This window comes from Williamsia muralis (genome assembly GCF_051487485.1).
GTDB lineage: Bacteria > Actinomycetota > Actinomycetes > Mycobacteriales > Mycobacteriaceae > Williamsia > Williamsia muralis_B.
Window position 1 is genome coordinate 740175 of the sequence record NZ_JAHVCV010000002.1, and the last position, 17836, is coordinate 758010.

The 17836-nt window shown below is 62.3% G+C and carries 15 protein-coding genes and 1 pseudogene; 7 read left to right on the forward strand and 9 right to left on the reverse strand.

What is annotated here, in order from left to right; genetic code table 11:
- Positions 1-73: 73 nt before the first annotated feature.
- Positions 74-379 (reverse strand): transposase, encoded by a 306-nt coding sequence (locus KXR83_RS06895; protein WP_437424182.1) that lies wholly within the window; start codon positions 377-379, stop codon positions 74-76.
- A gap of 638 nt (positions 380-1017) precedes the next feature.
- Between KXR83_RS06895 and KXR83_RS06900 the strand changes: the two genes are divergently transcribed.
- From KXR83_RS06900 to KXR83_RS06920, 5 genes are all read left to right on the forward strand, one after another.
- Positions 1018-4287, forward strand: coding sequence for an ATP-binding protein (locus tag KXR83_RS06900; protein WP_437424183.1), 3270 nt, complete (start codon positions 1018-1020; stop codon positions 4285-4287).
- On the forward strand, positions 4284-4760 hold the full coding sequence (locus tag KXR83_RS06905) for a DUF7680 family protein (RefSeq protein WP_437424184.1): 477 nt from the start codon (positions 4284-4286) through the stop codon (positions 4758-4760). Before KXR83_RS06900 ends, KXR83_RS06905 begins: the two co-directional genes overlap by 4 nt.
- Before the next feature lie 14 nt (positions 4761-4774).
- Positions 4775-7687 (forward strand): DUF1156 domain-containing protein, encoded by a 2913-nt coding sequence (locus KXR83_RS06910; RefSeq protein WP_437424185.1) that lies wholly within the window; start codon positions 4775-4777, stop codon positions 7685-7687.
- Positions 7688-7690: 3 nt separating this feature from the next.
- Complete coding sequence (locus KXR83_RS06915) at positions 7691-11002, forward strand: DEAD/DEAH box helicase (protein WP_437424186.1); 3312 nt, start codon at positions 7691-7693, stop codon at positions 11000-11002.
- A gap of 378 nt (positions 11003-11380) precedes the next feature.
- Positions 11381-13573, forward strand: coding sequence for a hypothetical protein (locus KXR83_RS06920; protein WP_437424187.1), 2193 nt, complete (start codon positions 11381-11383; stop codon positions 13571-13573).
- 597 nt (positions 13574-14170) lie between these two features.
- Here KXR83_RS06920 and KXR83_RS06925 read toward each other — a convergent pair.
- Positions 14171-14365, reverse strand: coding sequence for a hypothetical protein (locus KXR83_RS06925; protein WP_437424188.1), 195 nt, complete (start codon positions 14363-14365; stop codon positions 14171-14173).
- A gap of 9 nt (positions 14366-14374) precedes the next feature.
- On the opposite strand from KXR83_RS06925, the gene KXR83_RS06930 reads away from it, so the two are divergent.
- Positions 14375-14503, forward strand: coding sequence for a hypothetical protein (locus KXR83_RS06930; RefSeq protein WP_437424189.1), 129 nt, complete (start codon positions 14375-14377; stop codon positions 14501-14503).
- On the opposite strand, the gene KXR83_RS06935 is transcribed toward KXR83_RS06930, so the two are convergent.
- The 4 genes and pseudogenes from KXR83_RS06935 to KXR83_RS06950 form a co-directional block, all read right to left on the reverse strand.
- Positions 14496-14972 carry an amidase family protein gene (locus tag KXR83_RS06935; protein WP_437424190.1) on the reverse strand — a complete coding sequence of 159 codons (477 nt, stop codon included), beginning with the start codon at positions 14970-14972 and terminating at the stop codon, positions 14496-14498. The genes KXR83_RS06930 and KXR83_RS06935 overlap by 8 nt on opposite strands.
- A pseudogene (locus tag KXR83_RS06940) lies at positions 14956-15231 on the reverse strand (amidase family protein); the annotation flags it as partial. The gene KXR83_RS06935 and the pseudogene KXR83_RS06940, both read right to left, overlap by 17 nt.
- A gap of 12 nt (positions 15232-15243) precedes the next feature.
- Entirely contained in the window at positions 15244-15408 is a 165-nt protein-coding gene (locus tag KXR83_RS06945; RefSeq protein ID WP_437424191.1) for a hypothetical protein, read from the reverse strand.
- 42 nt (positions 15409-15450) lie between these two features.
- On the reverse strand, positions 15451-15702 hold the full coding sequence (locus KXR83_RS06950; protein WP_437424192.1) for a hypothetical protein: 252 nt from the start codon (positions 15700-15702) through the stop codon (positions 15451-15453).
- A 30-nt stretch (positions 15703-15732) separates the two neighbouring features.
- Between KXR83_RS06950 and KXR83_RS06955 the strand changes: the two genes are divergently transcribed.
- Positions 15733-15999 carry a hypothetical protein gene (locus tag KXR83_RS06955; RefSeq protein WP_437424193.1) on the forward strand — a complete coding sequence of 89 codons (267 nt, stop codon included), beginning with the start codon at positions 15733-15735 and terminating at the stop codon, positions 15997-15999.
- 367 nt (positions 16000-16366) lie between these two features.
- Here the strand turns inward: KXR83_RS06955 and KXR83_RS06960 are convergent, their stop codons facing one another.
- The 3 genes from KXR83_RS06960 to KXR83_RS06970 are packed head-to-tail and all read right to left on the reverse strand — an operon-like array spanning position 16367 to position 17803.
- On the reverse strand, positions 16367-16852 hold the full coding sequence (locus KXR83_RS06960; protein WP_437424194.1) for an HD domain-containing protein: 486 nt from the start codon (positions 16850-16852) through the stop codon (positions 16367-16369).
- Positions 16845-17093 (reverse strand): hypothetical protein, encoded by a 249-nt coding sequence (locus KXR83_RS06965; protein ID WP_437424195.1) that lies wholly within the window; start codon positions 17091-17093, stop codon positions 16845-16847. Before KXR83_RS06965 ends, KXR83_RS06960 begins: the two co-directional genes overlap by 8 nt.
- The gene (locus KXR83_RS06970; RefSeq protein WP_437424196.1) at positions 17090-17803 is read right to left on the reverse strand and encodes a hypothetical protein; all 714 of its coding nucleotides are present in this window, start codon (positions 17801-17803) and stop codon (positions 17090-17092) included. The genes KXR83_RS06965 and KXR83_RS06970 overlap by 4 nt, the downstream gene beginning before the upstream one ends.
- Positions 17804-17836 lie beyond the last annotated feature (33 nt).

A 17836-nucleotide genomic window follows, 5' to 3' on the forward strand; every position in this document is an offset into this window, starting at 1 on the left:
GGACACCCCCAGCAGGGCGGCCACGCGGCTGATTGGTGTGGTGACGCAGTCCGTGGGACAGGCGCGTGCTTCTCTACCGTTGATGGCTCGCCGCGAAGTACGCCGACGCTTTTTCCAAGAATGCGATGTCCTTCTCCTGATCGGCGACCTGCCACCGCAGCCGGGTAACCTCATCGCGTTCGACAGCTGTCAAAGGCTCATCACCCTCTCCCCGCGCCGCATCCAGGCGCCTGCGCTCATCAGCGACCCACCGCCCCAGCAAGCCCTCAATCAGGCCGAGATCGCGTGCGACCTCAGCAATAGATCGACCAGGTTCGATCACCCGATGCGCAGCATCGACCTTGTACTCGGTCGTAAACGATCGACGCTTCCGCGACAAGTGGACAACCTCCCAGCGGAACTGCTGATCCTGCTAGCTCGGTGTCCACCACCTGGGGGAACCACAGTCGACGCTGGAAGTCACTTTGGCCAGTATCAATGTTGATCGGGTGGCGCCTTTAGTGTCAGGGCACGTCTGGTTACATCTGGGCCGGCCGTCAAGCTCTTTCGGACATGCTCGCTGCGGTCGTGTCGCCGGAACCTTGCCATCATTGAAAGTCGCAGATTGAAAGATCGACCAGAGGGATAGGCAGCGAGGCTGCCGCAACCACGTATTTGCAGAGCGGACGAAGCCAGCGGCGGTAGGCTCCGCTCATGGACCAGCTTGACGAAACGATCGCTGCACACGACAGAGCAAAGCCGGTCATACATACCATCAAGAGTCACTACCTGCATAACTCGGGGCCACCGCACTGTGTCACGACGGAGACCAACCTGGTCCAAAAGAGCGGGTACATCCTCAAACATAAGCGTCGCATCTCACTTTGAATGCGCCCGCAGATCGCGGCGGATGACCGCACGGTCCAGTTCAGTCACCAGCCACGCACGCCGCTAACGCGACATGGTTAGACGCTCGTGTGACCAAGCATCCGCGAAACTCAGCGGCCATGGCATCATCAAACAAGGGGTACGACCAGAATGGCAAACGAAAACTACGGGGCGGGTCTTGTAGCGCTACGCACGGCCTGCGAGCCGCGCGAAGACGTCCTTAGCGGTGGCCTCGCCGACAATCACTTCGCAGCCCAGCTGGACAAGGTTGTTCGCGACGCCGACCACTACCCGGTCTACGGCGACCCAGATGCGTTCTTCGCGCAGACCTACGCCACCAGCGGGCTGCACACCCTCCTGACAAAGACCTTCGGCCGCGTAACCGGAGCGAAGGGTGTGGCAGCCGAGAATGGCGTCCTGCGCCCCACAACTTCGTTCGGTGGAGGAAAAACCCACGGCCTCACTGCCGTTTACCACCTCGCCAAGGGCGCCCGCCCGGCCAACCTTGCCAACTTCGTGGATCTGGCGTTACTGCCCACAGGACCGGTGCCGATCGCAGCCCTCGTCGGTGACGCACTCGATCCGGTCGCCGGAGTCGAGACCAACGGTCACCGCACTTACACGCTCTGGGGTGAGATGGCCGCCCAGCTCGGCGCCGACGCTTTCAGCGCCATGGACGCCAGCGATCGGGAACGCACCGCTCCCGGCACCGCAACGATCAAGGAGGCGTTCGCCGGGCAGCCGACCATAGTCATCATCGACGAGATCGCCAAGTACATCCGGCAAATCACCTCCTCCGGTAGCGAAGACGTCCGACGCATGGCCAAGGCCATCCCGGTGTTCCTCGGCAACCTTTTCGAGGTCGCCACCGACCCGACGAACAACGTCTCCGTCATCATCACCCTGGCCGCTGCGACCAACGCATTCGGTGAAGAGACCACCGAGATTACCGACCTCCTCGACGACGCCGCCTCCGCCGCGAGCGGCGCGGTGGCCGAAACCGCCGACGTGCTCACCCGCGCGGTCCAGCCGTCCGCCGTCATCAAGCCGGCCGATGACACCGAGATCGGCGAGATCCTCAAGACCCGCCTGTTCAAGACCGTCGACCTCGGCGCCGCCCGGGCCGCTGGCGATGCCTACCGAGACTTCTACGAGGTGCTCGGCAAGACCGAGAGCCTCGCTGGCGGACCGGAACAGCCCGTCACCTACGGCAACCAGGTCACCAAGTCGTACCCCTTCCACCCTGAACTGGTGCGTGTCCTCGACAAGCGTCTCGGCGACATCCCCCAATTCCAGCGGGCCCGCGGCGCCCTCAAGCTCCTCGCGGAGGTAGTAGCCGGCATCTACCGCGACGGGGACGACACCGCAATCATCAACGTCGGCGACATCGACTACTCCGACCCACCCGTCCTCAACCACCTCACTGATGGCCTCGGCCGCGGAGAATTCTCTTCCGTCGCGAAGGGCGACTTCGCCAGTTCCACCTCCCACGCCGTTTCGGTCGACGCCGACGTCTTCCCCGGCAAACCGCACTACGCGACCCGGGTCGCCCGGACAGTCTTCACGCACTCGCTGGAGATGAAGTCCAACGCCGGCGCCGGGCGCAACGACTGGCTGCTTGGCACCCTGCGCCCCGGCGAGGACGCCACGATCTTCGAGAAGGCACTGACCGAGTCCGAAAAGGTGTTTTGGCACCTGTCCTTTGACGGCGCGCGGTGGCGGTTCAACGTCGAACCGAATGTCAACGCCATCATCGAGGCCGAGAAGCGCAACGTCGCGAATACCCGTGTTGCAGCCATCGTTGACGACCTCATTCACCGGGCGTTCTCGAACGACGGCGGGGTCGCCGCCGTCCATTTCCCGTCCGCCGCCGTCGACATCCCGGACCAGGCCAGCCTGCGCGTCGCGGTGCTCGACTACCGCGTCCTGTCGGTGACCATCAAGATTGCCGACAACGCCCCCAGCCTGCTGGTCGAGATGCTCGACAAGGCTGGAACCGTCGGCTCACCCCGCAAATACCGCAACAGCGTGGTATTCGCGGTCCCCGACGACGACCAAATCGATGTCCTCAGGGACCGGGCCCGCGCACTGGTCGCAGCGGACATCCTCGCCGCCGACACCACACGACTGAGTCAGTTCAGTGCCGAGGTGCGGAAGAAGATCGAGACCTATCAGAAGCGGGCATCGCTCGAAGCACGGATCGCCGTGAACCGCTGCTACAAGCACATTTATTTCCCCACCAGCGACAAGTCGAACGGGCACTTGCGGCACAGGGAGCTTCCGCCGCAGGTCCAGGGCGACCCGAAGAACGCGACGTCCGCGGTGATTGCGCTTCTCGAGGACGAGAGCAAGATCCGTCGTGACTCGTTCACCGCATCGTTCCTGCGCTCGAAGACCTGGCCGAAGACCGACGCCGTCACCACCGCAGGGATCGTGGACTTCTTCTGGATGGACCACGCGTCCCCGATCGTCCGCAACCCTGCACTCCTTCGCGAGGCCATCACCAACGGCATCAAGAACGAGAACTGGGTCTACTACGACGGCGCCACAGGCAAGGCCTACACCGCGCACGCGATGGCAGGCATGAACGTCGGATTCAGCAGCGACGCCGAGATCATGACCGCCGCCGAGGCACAGACACGGGGCCTGCTCGTCCGCAAGCCCACCCAGACCGACCTGCGCGCGGTCCTGACCGCCGTTACCATGACCGGCGCCGAACTCCGGGCTCTGCTCGACGCGGAGTGCGGCGGTGAACCCACTAAGACTGACGTCCTCGAGCTCCTGGCCACTGCGGTGCAGGCCAGCGACTACAAGTCGTTCGTCGTCCTAGACGCGGATCCTGCGCCCGGAGTGCGCGCGCTGACGCCGAGCGCGCTGAAGGAAAAGGGGCTCGACACCCTCCGCATCATCCCGCGCGCGGAGGCCGACACCGCCGGCGTCGAGGTACCGACGCGGACCGTCAACAACAAGACGTTCACCGCGAACGGGCCCGGCGGTGCTGCATTCCAGAAGGTCGTCGACCAGGTTTCCGATTTCACCATCCATACCGTCTCCCGGCTGACCCTGAAGGTCACAGCTGACGAGGCGAAGGGCACCGGCGACATCGACCTTGCTGTCGCAGCGCTAGGCATGCTGCCCAAACATTCCATCACCGTGACGAGCACCATCCTCGCCGAATACAAGAACCTCACCGGCGGACTCCGATTCGCCGGTACTGCGGAGCGAACCGACTTCCAGAGCGCCTATGGCAACGTCAAGAAGGCGCTCTCCGGTGCCGCCAAGATCGCCGGCGACATGACCCTCGACATCGTGTTCGAACCGCCCGTCGACGTCAGCGCCGCGGACATCAGCCAGATCCACACCGTGGTCAAGAACCTCCAGATTCAGCAGACCACCATGACTGCCGAGGTGACCCGATGAGCGCCCGGCGCAACACCACTACCCGAATCCGACCTCTCACCGCCGTCGGCGCCACGCGGGCATTCCGGATCACCGTCGTTCCCGGCAAGAACGACTCCTACGGACTCGTTCTGGAGGAAACCTACGGTGAGGCCGGCAACGCACTCGCAGCCCCCGTCGTCGCCACGACACCCGCGCAGACCGGCCGGATCACCGACGCCGTCTTCGCGGCCGCCCGCGGATCCGGGCACCCACCCAGCATCCTCGCGTTCACTCGTACGGCCCCGATCCGGATCGACGAAGTCGACGGCGTCCGACTCGCACTGATCCTCTTCAGCACCCAGCCCATCTCCAAGCACGCTAGAGTGCGCGCGATCGTGGCCGGCATCAACGCCATGAGCGTCGAGGAAACCTACTACTGGTACTCCAAGTGCATCGGCACCGAATCCTCCCGCGCCCGCAAAGCGCTTCGCACGCTCCTCGCCGACGACTGAAGCGAAAGAAGGACATGACCAACACCAAGCCCCGTGTGCTCATCGAGGACTGGCTCCCCGTCGCTGAACTCGGCATTGAGTCCCGGCGTGAACGGGCAGCGTCTTCGGCGCTTCCTCCCCTGTCCTATCTGCATATCTGGTGGGCTAGGAGACCCCTGGTCGCGTCTGCGGCGGTCGTTCTAGGTGGATTAATGCCTTCCTGGTCAGAAAGTTTAGCGGCGGCATTCCCGGATTCTGCTCAATTGCAGTCAGAGATGCACTACCGCCAATGGTTCCTTCATCTGGTAGGCATCCGCGGTGATGTCCTTGCCGCGCATGCAGAAAAGGAGGCAGCAGCTCTGACAGGCACCCGGCTGAAGCACAACCCCTTCACCTACAAGCAGGCTTACCGATACACGCCCGAGGAAGCCGATCGCGCCCTTCTCCACGCTGTTCTCACATCGACTTGGGGTGAACTGCCCTCCGTCGCAGACCCAACGGCGGGGGGTGGGAGCATCCCCTTTACTGCCGCCCGAATCGGGCTTCCAACACTTGCCAATGACCTCAATGGCGTCGCGGCTTCCGTCCTACACGCCAGTGTTGCGCTCCCCGCCAGATACGGAGGCGATCTCAATGCACCATTGAAGAGGTGGGGCGACGTCCTCGTGGGACGAATAACGGAGGCGCTGGAGGAATTCTTTCCTGCGCAGCCAAATGAAAAGGTTACCCGTTACATATGGGCCAACGCAGTGAACTGCCCGCGCACCGGCCGTCTCGTTCCACTCCTGCGTGACAAATGGTTGAGGAAGGGCAAGGGACAGGAAGTTGCCATACGGCTCGTCACCGAGCGGGATGGCAATTCTTTAACTGAACCAGCATTCGAAATTGTCAGTGGCCAGAATGTAGACCGTGCGGACGCGGAGTCCGGGACAATCGGCCGGGGCACCGGTGTAAGCCCCTACGACAATCTCGTAATAGACGGCCAGTACATCAAGTCCGAGGCGCAGTCAGGTCGCATGCGGCAAGTACTGTATGCGGTGGTGGTCTCGAAGCTTAATGGAGACACCAGCTTCCGCGCACCGACCGAGTCGGATTTGGCGGCACTGAGGGCCGCGTATGGCCGGCTTGGCAAGGTGCGAAAGGACTGGGAGGCGCGCGGGATTCTCCCCGTCGAGGAGATACCGGCGGGCACTAAGACGCGAGAGCCAAAGAACTTCGGCTTCGGGTCATGGGCCGACATGTTCACTTCTCGCCAACTCCTAGTTCACGGAACGTTCGGCGCGGAGTTCCGAAACATGATTCCCGAGGTTCACGACGATTTGGGCAGGGAGCGAGGTGATGCGGTCCTGTTCGAGCTGGCAGCAATGCAGGGTAAGGCACTCAACTGGAACTCACGGTTATCGTCTTGGAATGTCAATTACCAACGGATGCGTAGTGTCTTCGACAGCCACAACTTCGCCATGAAATGGACGTTCGCCGAGATGGAAGGTGCGCACGACATCTATGGCTGGGCGCTTAGTCAGGCGCTCAAGTCCTATCGGGACCTGTCCGCGATGTTCGATCGGGGAGATATGCCAACGCTAACCACAGCCGACGACACAGCACTGACCGGAGTCCAGGTGACACGGGGAAACGCTGCTAACGTGCCCTGGGCTGACGGATCCGTCGCGCACGTCTGTATGGACCCCCCTTACTACGACAACGTAATGTACGCCGAGCTAGCGGACTACTTTTATGTCTGGGAGAAGGGAACCTTGGGTGCGCTGGTTCCGGAGTTCTTCCTCGACACGCTCACCGACAAAGAAAACGAGGCAGTCGCGAACACGTCTCGCTTCGAGGCCATGGGACGCCGAAAGAAGGAACTAGCAGACCTAGACTACGAGACTAAGATGACGGCCATCTTCGCGGAAGCCCGCAGGGTGCTCCGCGTCGACGGTGTCCTGTCAGTGATGTTCACGCACAAGCGCGCGGAGGCTTGGGACACGCTTGGAATGGGCCTTTTGCAGGCCGGATTCACCATCGAAACCTCGTGGCCGGTCAACACTGAGTTCGAAAACTCACTGCACCAAGCGAACATGAACTCCGCGGCATCGACAATCATGCTTGTGTGCCGCAAACGCAACACCGCCGGCGGGTCTTCGCAGGTGTACCTCGACGACATTGAACATGACATCCGTAGTGCCGCTCGGGCCGCGGCACAGCGATTCCAGCACGACGGCATCGACGGCGTGGACCTGCTGCTGTCCACCTACGGGCCGACACTGTCGGTTATCTCGCAGAACTGGCCGGTGTACTCATCGGTCCCGGACGCAGACGGCCGGGACCAGCTGCTGCGCCCCGAGGACGCTCTCGACCTCGCCCGCGAGGAGGTCGTGCAGTTACGCCGTGCCCGACTGGTGGGCAAGGCAGCGCATGTCGACGACATGACCGATTTCGTGCTCTTGGCCTGGGATATCTTCGGGGCCCGCGAATTCCCGTATGACACCGCTCGGCTGCTTGCACTCGCCGTCGGAGGATTGGACGTAGATAACCTCGAGCGCGCCAAGATCGTCAAGAAGAAGTCCGGCAGCGTCACCTTACTCGGGCCAAGTGAGCGACTGCGGCGCGATGCAGACAGCGAGCTGCCCGGTGTGCGGCCGGAGGCCGCAAAGTTTGAGTACACGATCGACGCCGTCGACACCGCTCTTTATATCGCCGATGTCGACGGGATGCTGGCTGCCAAGCGGTTCCTCGATCGGCATGGGTTCAGCGCCGACTCCGGCTTCGTCTCCACCGTGCAGGGGCTCGTCAACGCGATCCCGCGGACGAAGGCGAAGGGGGCGTGGGCGGTTCACGAGGCAGGCCTGCTGGACACCCTATGCACTCTCTACCTCCCGACCGTCACGCTGCCCGAGGCGGAAGATCTGGCTGCACCGACGGTTCAGGGATCGTTGTTCGGGGACGAGTGACTGATGGAGCCGGATCCGCAGGAATCATTGCTGTTGGGTTTGTCCGCTGCGGGGCCAGCGCAACAAAAAGCGTTGATCGAGGACCCCGATTCCAACGATTCGTTCGTCGGCATCGGACTGAAGGGCCGCTACAGCCCCAAAGATCACCCGCTGAGCTCGTTCTACATACAGATGTTGTCCCGCGCGATCGCCTATGACCGCGCGGTCGGATACTGGTCAGCGGCGGAGCTCGCCTTCGCTGCCCAAGGAACAGCACAGTTCCTGGCCAACGGCGGCCGTATGCGCCTCATCGTGGGCGCTCAGCTGAACGAATCCGACGTCCACGCGGTGCTGTCCGGGCGCCCGTTAAGCGACGTTGTCGCGGCGCGACTGTTGGCGGATCCGGCGCTCGAGGGAACGAAAATCGTCGCGGACGAACACTTGAGCGTGCTCGCCTGGATGGTCGCGCACAACCGGCTCGAGATCCGAGTCGGGGTTCCGCGGCTCGGCGGGAAGCTCCTCTCCTACCAAGAGTCGGGTCGGTACTTCCACACCAAGTACGGCGTGTTCACAGACCGGCTCGGGAACAAGGTCGCCTTCAACGGGTCGAACAACGCCTCCGTGCGGGCGTGGGCCGCGAACCACGAGACCTTCGACGTGTACCCATCGTGGATGCCGACCGTATGGGAGTGGAACGGGCAGGAAGCTGTTCGGGACTTCGAGCGTCACTGGCATGACCAACCCGACGAGGGCTGGGCGATCGTGCCGCTTCCCCAGGCGGTGCGCGAGCACCTCATCGAGCACGCACCCGCCGTGGCCCCACTGCCGAAGGTGACGCCGGATTCGGACGCCGAGGATGGCGGCGAACAATCGGCACCGGAGGTCGAGGTGGCGGACACGAAGCTGGCGTGGGCCGAGCTCGTCGACCTCGCCGGCCGACCAACGGCGTCGCCGTATACCGCGGTGGGCACCGCGCAGGTCGAACCACTGCCACACCAGGCGCGTCTGATCGACCGGGTCGTGGCCACCTACCCGCGCGGCTACCTGTTTGCTGACGAGGTGGGGTTGGGCAAGACCGTCGAAGCGGGCCTCGTGCTGCGGGAGCTGTTCCTAGCTGGCAAGGCACGCAAGGCACTGCTGCTGGTACCCGCATCGGTGATGCGGCAGTGGCAGGAAGAGCTGCACGAGAAGATGAACCTCGACGTGCCACGGCTCGAGAAGGGCGAGTTCCTCGACCGGAACGATGAGCTCGTTCCAGTACCCCCCGGCGCGAACCCATGGTCGGCATTCCCGATCGTGCTCGCATCGAGCCACCTCGCGCGCCGCAAGGACCGACGTCGGGACATCCTGGCCGCGGGACCGTGGGACGTTGTCCTCGTGGATGAGGCCCACCACGCACGCCGGCGGGGATCGAAGCCGAGCGACACCCCGAACTCGCTGCTTGGCCTGCTGCTGGAAATGCAGGGCAAAGAGATGTGGAAGGCCTTGTATCTCGCAACGGCCACCCCGATGCAGATGAACCCGCACGAGGCGTGGGACCTCATCGCTCTGCTCGGGTTGAACGGGAGGTGGGCGGTGTCCGCGTCTAACTTCCTCGAGTACTTCGAGCGGTTCCGCCATGATCCCCGGTCGCGCGGCTGGAAACTCCAGTGCGAGATGCTGGCCGACTACTTCGCGGATCCGAACGCGGAGCAGGACCAGTACCTGGACGATCAGGTCAACGCGGCGCTCGGGTTCGTCGGCGCATGGGCGGTGGCCGAGCTGCACGCGAATCCGCCGTCCGCGGAGGCACGTTCGCAGATGCCGAACGAGACTTCCGAATGGATGGACAAGTGGCTGCGCCGCCACAATCCGATGCGGGACCGGGTGTTCAGAAACACCCGGACAACCCTGCGGGAATACCAGGCCGCGGGAATCATCGCTGACGACGTTGTGATCCCGAACCGTCACGTCAACGACGCTTTCATCCAGCTCGCACCGGACGAGCGGAAGCTGTACGACCGGATCGAGGAATACATTCGGCGCCACTACAATTCGTACAAGACGGACCAGTCCAGCCAGGCGCTAGGCTTCATCATGACCATCTACCGGCGTCGACTCACTTCGTCGTTCGAGGCGATCAAAAAGTCCCTTACCCGCCGTCTCGACGTCCTCGAACAGGGCAAGAGTCTGGTCGACCTCCTCTCCGATGACGACAACATCGATGTCGAGGACTCCCTCTTCGAACCCGAAACGCTCGAAGGATCGGCCAGCCGGCTCCAGGACGAGATGCACGAACTCCGCCTGTTTCTCAACGACCTGAACAAGATCACCGGCGAGGACACCAAGGCCACCCAACTGGTCACCGACGTGAACCAGGCGCTCCTCACCTACGACAGCTTGGTCGTGTTCACTCAGTACACCGACACGATGGACTACGTCCGCGAGCGCCTGATCGCGGCCGGGATCGCCAAGATCGGCTGCTATTCCGGCCGCGGTGGACAGATCTACAACGACACCGAAAAGGCCTGGTCCGAAGTCAGCAAGGCCGTGATCAAGGACCTGTTCCGCGGCGGTGAGCTGACCGTGCTCATCGGCACCGACTCCATGAGCGAGGGACTCAACCTGCAAACGTCCGGCCGCCTTATCAACTACGACATGCCCTGGAACCTCATGCGGGTCGAGCAGCGCATCGGCCGCGTCGACCGTATTGGCGCGTCCTTCAAAGACATTGCCGTCACGAACTACTTCTACGCAGACACCGTCGAACAGCGTGTCTACGAGGGAATCGCCGAGGACTACGGGGACTTCACCGACATCGTCGGCGACGCAGCACCCGTGCTCGCCAACATCGAGAAGGCGATCGAGCAACTCGCACTCGGAGATGCCAGCGACGAGGCGATCGAGAAGCAGGTCGACGCACTCAAGGGGGAGGTCGAGAATCTCAACAACAACGCCATTAAGGCCGCCGATCTCGGAAACTCTCCAGAAATCATCGGGCACATCGAACAGCCGCGTGAGCTGCGCGGCGAGACCGATCTCGATGACCTGGAGACGGCGCTCACCACCAACCACCTGACCCGGCCGCACCTGACCCCGATCGCCGGGGCGGTCGGGGTGTATCGACTCACTCCGCCGGTAGCGGTGGCGTCGAACTCATTCGCCACGAACTCGGGAACGAGCACCGCGGCCGATTACGTGCAAGGTCCACGGGATTACGCTGAAGTCCTCGTCACCTTCGACCGCAACGTCAGCGACCACAGCCGCGAGGATGTAATTCTGTTGACCTACGGGACCCCTGAACTTGAGGCCCTGTTGCCAACGGGGCGAGTTAGCGAGAGACGGCTCCCGCGTTAGGCCTGCCGCACCCGCTGCACGCCGACGAATCATTACCCAAAAAGTCGAGCCCCGAATCGGGGCACAGCCAACGACTGCCATGGATGATCCCACCGCGCAACTACGAGATTAAGTGCAACCCTCAATTGTAGTGTGAGCCTCTGGCGTGTCCCCGACTATCGGGACCTGCCACTCAGCAGTCGTATGTTCAGCTCCAGCCTGTCGACCGCCCCTGTTGTACCGATGTTGTTCCAAGAGCCTTGACGTGTGCGAACCGTCGGTCTACGGTTAGCGGTACAACGCCGGTACAACCCTGGAGGTTCCATGCGCCCCTACACAGCAAGTAAAAACCGAACCAATCGTGCTGGCTGGTCCGTAATCTTCAGGCATCCAGCGGTGATGGATGCGGACAGCGGGAAACCGAAAAGATTCCGATACGGGTTAGGCACGCGCGACGACGACGCCGCCGACACGCTTGTGGCTCAGATTAACGAGCTTCTCTCTGATAGGCGGTGGTGGTCCCTGTCTGCAAGGCCAGAGGCCACGGGACGATTCGCTCCGAAGGCCGTCGATATCTTTTACGGCGCGATGACGTCAAACTCCGTCGATAGCGCCTCGGTTCGGGAGAACTTGCTTCCCTATCCAAGTCGCGAACTTGGCTATCGCCGCATCTTATTTCTCGGCACCACGGGCTCAGGCAAAACCACGGTCCTTCGCCAACTTATCGGCACCCATCCAGACCTCGAGCGGTTTCCGACTACGGCCACCGGGCGGACCACGATTGCAGACACGGAGGTTGTCCTGAGCGACGGACCCTTCGCAGCTGCAGTGACTTTCTTCTCGCTGGATGAAGTATCTGCCCATCTGCAGGATTGCGTTCTCCAAGCTGTTCTTTCGGTTCGCCGAGGCGAAGGCCGCGCCGAGGTTCGACGATCACTACTTCGGCACAAGGATGAACGATTCCGCTTTAACTATGTCCTCGGCGATGGCCTGACTGAAGAGAGTCCAACTAACGAAATTGCGCTGCTCGCGAACACGTCGTTCGCATCAAAATCAACTAAAATCGAAGCTGGAATGCCTGAGCTGGGTGAGCTACCACTCCGGCAGACGAACGAAGTTATAGGCCAACTGATCGACAAGATCTTCGAGATTGCCCAGAACACCGCAAAGAGGATCGAGACGGATCTCGGCAACGCTGCGACGGACGAGGACCAACGCGTCCGGGACATTCTCGTCGAAGAGGGACTCGAAGAGCAACTCCGTGACGACGATGACGTCCACGCCCTGAAGGACGACTTAGTCGAAGAGATCCGTAAACGATTCGACCTTATTGGTGATACCGGCGAACTGACGAAGACACGCCAGGGATGGCCTGAATCTTGGAGTTGGGCAACCGATGATCGTGGCGCGTTCATCCGTGAGCTCCGGCGTTTTACGAGTAACTCCAAAACCGGTTTTGGGCGTCTGCTGACACCGCTAGTAGACGGGGTTCGAGTGTCCGGACCGTTCAGACCGCGATGGAACGACGGTGTTTCGCCGAAGCTAATTCTCATCGACACCGAGGGACTGGGCCACACTGTCGAGTCCGCAACTAGCATATCCTCCAAGTTTACCCGGCTGATCGCGGAGGCCGACGCTGTCGCTCTAGTCGACAGTGCTCAGAATCCAATTCAGGCTGCACCCGCGACTCTCCTGCGGGCTATGGCACGAACTGGGCATGGTGCTAAGTTACATATTTGCTTTACACATTTCGACGCAGTGAGTGGTGACAATTTGCCCACCGACGCCGACCGCGCGCTTCACGTAATAAACGCATGTGACGGGGTACTCGCCCGAATCGGAAAAGACCTCGGAATCTTCGCTGAGAGACCCCTTCGTGCAAGGGTTCGCGATGCCACTTACTTTCTGTCGGATTGTCAACGCGTCCTGAACGAAGACACCGACGGGTTAACGATAGGTGAGTTCGATCGGCTACTGGTTGGCCTGCAGGATAGCGGTGACCGACCTACCCTGGCGGACACGCGCCCCCGATACGACAGGACAAATCTCGTCGTAGCAGTCCGGGATGCCGTAGAAGAGTTCCACACGTACTGGAACGCAAGGCTTGGTCGGACGTCCTCTCCTGATGTCGAAGCGGCACATTGGGGCTCTGTGAAGGCCCTTAGCCGACGATTCGCAGTAATGAACCAAGACGAGTATCAGAACCTGCATCCTGTAGCCGACCTCCAAGGTTGGCTCCAGAGCCAGGTGTGGCTACTGATCCAGTCTCCGCTCGAATGGACTGGCGGAGAACCGAGCGACGAAGAAAAACAGGCACTCTATGACGAACTCGCGAATCGCCTAAGCGAGAGGATGCTCGACCTTTCGCACGAACGCCTTTTCTCACAGCGAGGGAAGGAGTGGACAGACGCCTACTTACTTTCAGGAAAAGGTTCCACGTTTGATCGTGCAAGAGTAATCGCTGAGCACATATACGCCACTGCAGTTCCGATTCCTCAATCAACACCCGACCCGAATCAGAACGAATTCCTTCACCGAGTAATCGACCTGGTGCGGAGCACTGCTTCGGAGATGGATATCGAGCTTATGTGAGCCATTGAGTGCTAATCTCCGTCGCCAAATAACTCGGCAGACCGGGCAGTTTCGTCGAACCCGGGGAAACGCGGAGTTAATTGATCCCTGGACGTGGACCACCTCGCAGGCCACGACACGGCGGGTCTGCGAGGGCGCCGGCTCCAATGCAATGTGACTGTCCCAGCTCGCTGAGACTCAACTGGGGGGTCACGCCCACCGCGAAAGATGCACAAGTTCCGAATTGAAGGCTCGGAAACAACTGCGAGGCCCTGCCGCTGATTCGTGTATTCCCGCGCTAGTAGCCCACGTTCGCGAACACCACCGCAACAAATCATGCATCTCGCACAGCGGGGGCACTTCGCCTATGCTTGACCAATTCATTGCAATGGCTTCTCTGTGGTTCGCTAGTCAAAAGGCCGCTCAGTAGCGTTAGCCGTGCACCGGATCGCCAGGTCCCCGACGCCGAGCAGGCTCACCCACCCACAAAACCGTCCCATCCCCCAAATGCCTCCCCACAACTTGCAATCCCCACCGGCCATCCATCCCCTGTCACCCCACAGCCGGCGCACTGATCGCCGGCTGACCCGTCAGGTTTGACGGATACGTGAACCACTGCTACGCCGTATCGGACACTTGTCGCCCCTCGATCACCTCCGGGCCCTGCATGCCGACCGGAAACGCCGCCACATTCGCCGTCGGCGTGACCAGCACGTCGTAGTCGGTCATAAACCGCGCCATCCGGTTGACCACGGACTTCCGCCACACATTGGCCTGGGTGAAGTCCTCGGCCGTCCAGTCAGTCTCCAGCATCCTCACCAGATGGGGCGACATCTGATCGCCGAACTCCCCATCATCTTCCTCATCCCGACCAGATCAGTCTCCGACATGATCAGCGCCGTGAACTCGTTGCCCGGCTCCGGCCACCCGGGGTGCGCCTCCGTCACGTGACACCCCAATCATCCTCGATCGACGCTACCGCCCGGCCCACGATCTCCCGCACCTCCGGATCCACCGACAGATAGCCGATGTCCGAGCTGTAGGCGACGCGCAACCCCGTCACCGACGACGGCTGCACCGCCGCCAGCCAGTCGACATCACCGGCCGGGATGCTGTGCCGATCACGGGAGTCGGGGCCGGCCAGCACCGACATCACCGCGCCCACATCGGCGACCGCCCGGCACATCGGACCGATGTGCTCGATGCTCGCCCACCCCGACACCCCCAGATACCGCTCATCCCGGCATCCCGGATACACCGGCACCCGCCCCATCGACGGCTTGAACCCCACCAACCCCGTGAACGACGCCGGAATCCGAATCGACCCACCACCATCGCTCCCCAGCGCGAACGGCACGATCCCGGCCGCCGCCGCAGACCCCGCCGACGCCCCCCCCCGGGCGTCAGGTCCAGGTTCCACGGATTCCGGGTGACCGGGAACCGTGGGTTCTGCCTATTGCGCTGTAACCAAACTCGCTGGCGTTGGTCTTGCCCAGCGAGATCGCGCCAGCCTCCCTGCAGCGTTCGACGACCACATCGTCCTCGTCGGGCACGAAGTCGCTGTAGGCCACCGACCCAGGATGTGGTCCTCGCACACCTTTGGTTCTGATTAGGTCCTTCACGCCGTACGGAACGCCGGCCAACGGGCCGACCGGCTCTCCCCGGGCGATGGCCGCGTCGAGGGCTGCGGCCTACTCGAGCGCGAGCTCCGGCGTCCAAGTGCAGAACGCATGCAACTCCCCGTCGAGCGCCTCGAGCCGCTTCATCGACTCCTCTACGACCGACAGCGCACCGGTCTCGCCGCGGCCGACGGCATCGGCGATCGCCGACACCGCCGGCCACTGGCCGCTACTCATACCGCCACGGCCTCCGGTGCTGGCGTGGACGTCGCCGTCGCATCAGAGACCAGGAACCTTCTCGTAGCTCCAGAACACCACGGACGCAACGACAGTCCCGACGATGGCATCGACTGATCCGGGCACGAAGTAGTTCGACAGCGTCGCCACTCCGGCTCCGATGATCCACGCGGTGAACGCACTGGCCCGCAGCCGAGTGAACGCGGAGGCGCTGCGGCGCAGATGATGATGATCGCGCCGATCGGCGGCACGAAGATCCCGAGCAGGTTCAGCCAGCCGACGAAGTGCGACCACACGCCGGTAAATGCGACTGCGGCATCGCGGATGCCGAGGATCTCGGCCACCGGACGCATCGTGGTCTTGGTGAGTCCCGACCATCCGACGGCACCGTTGTACAGCGCAGTGGGTGCCGACGCTACCGAGGTTCGCGAACACAAAGAACACCTCAATGACGGTGAGGATCGCGCTGTGGCCGGTGAGCAGGTCAAGGAGGCCGCCACCGTTGTTGGCCGGGTCGCTGGATCCACCGACGGCGACGACGAGTCCGACCAGCGCGTACGCCCACGAAGTTCGACACCGGGAATGCCGTGAATGTGGCTATGCCCGCGGACTATCCGCTAGTCGACCAGCGGGTGAACTCACCGGGCATGAGGATCGAGAACGTCTGCGCCACCGTCTCTCTCATTACCGCACGCATACCTCGGCCAGAGCAATCGAGGCTGCACCCAGGTCGCAGTATATTTGTTATCTCTAGATTTCTATGGATACCGCAGCCGGTATAGGGGCCAAGGCGACCCTGTCATCCGTCGTGGCCGATCGTCAGCATCCGCGTGTGTCGCTCCGCGGATTGGTGCACCGAGCTCGCGAGCAATCCTGGCGGCCGAATTGAACCCTAGATTGAGCGCGCACGACATCCTCAACCGTCGCCAGGATTACTGAACGCCACCACACCCGAATCCTATGCCGACAAGCGCTGCGCCAACGCAGCTGCGAGGTCTTCCCGACCCAACGCTCGGTACGCCTTCGTGTACTTCGTAATCAGGTTCCGTTGCGTCGCCTCATCCAACAAACCCAATCGGGTTGGGTCGGTGTTATCGACGAGGTCCGCCAGCTTCACCTGCTGTGCGACAGGGTCTTTCGCAATAGCTTCGTAGTAGTCACCGTCTGGGACGTTACGACGCCGCGTGAGCAGCTCGACAGCCGCGATCACATTCGCAGGAATGCCGCGTTCCGCCAGGTCCTCCGGCGCCACAGCCGAATCCTCAACGACATCATGCAGGAGCGCCGCAGCTACGGCCACCTCATTGCTCTGGTCCACGCGCCGCGCAACGGATCTCGGATGGTGAATGTACTCGTTACCGAGCTTGTCCGTTTGGCCTGCGTGCGCCTCGACCGCTATGGCGTCCGCGATGGCGACGATGCCGGAGCTCGAGTCTTCATTCATGGTCAAACCCACCTCTGTATTCCTTTTGTGATTGATTGACTATCCACCGGTCACGCGCCAGAACCGCGGCCTCCACACGGTCACACAGATCTCGCAGTGGCACGTCCCGGTTGTCTTTGACGAGTTCGCCGAGCGCGCGGTACTTCCTCACACTCGGACCGAACCGCCGGTTGAGGTAGTCCCCCTCGTCGGCGTAGATCGAATAGCCCAGCGGCACAACACCTGCCTCGCCGAACGTCAACAGACGCTCGGTCGCCCACCGACGTGGCCGCGTATACACCTGGTCGATGTATGCCCGAAGGATCGGGAGAAGCACCGACAACGTCTCCCCAGCCCCTCGTCGCTGTGTTGGTACGTCGACGCACCACGGCCGAGAACCAGCAGGTACTGCACCGTCACCCAGTCCGCGTCCTCGGGACGAGCTGCCACCGAGCCACGACCGAACAAGCAGGCACGAAGCGCCCGTAGTTGGTCGGCCGGCGCCATCATGCGAGCTGCAGCAGCCCGTGCAATCAAACCGTCCTCCCGCAATATCTGCGCGACCGCCTGCCCAGTCTTGGCTTCACGCTCGGCCACTGCTTCCCGTGCGGCCGTCCGGTAGCGCTCGATCAGCGCGAGTTCCCGCGGACCGACATGTTCCTCCCGTGTCGAACCCGGTGGCGGCTCAGCGACGATCTCTCGACAAACCAGGTCGCTGCCACCCAGCTGAGTCACCGCCTGCAGCAAGTCGATCCGACGGAGCTGGTCCGCGTCGAGTCGAGTGCGCAGCAACGTGATCCGACCTGTAGGCACATCCGGCCGCGACAGATACAGTGCCACTGACCCGGCCAAATCTTCCGATCTCGCGTTCGCCGTCCACTCGCCCGGGATCTTCATCGCCGACTTGATCAACGCGTCGTCACGCCACAGGCAGTCCCACGCTTGCTGGTCAGTGAGTTCAGGCCGACGCACGAGGTCACACCATGGCTGAAGCAATGGGCTGGC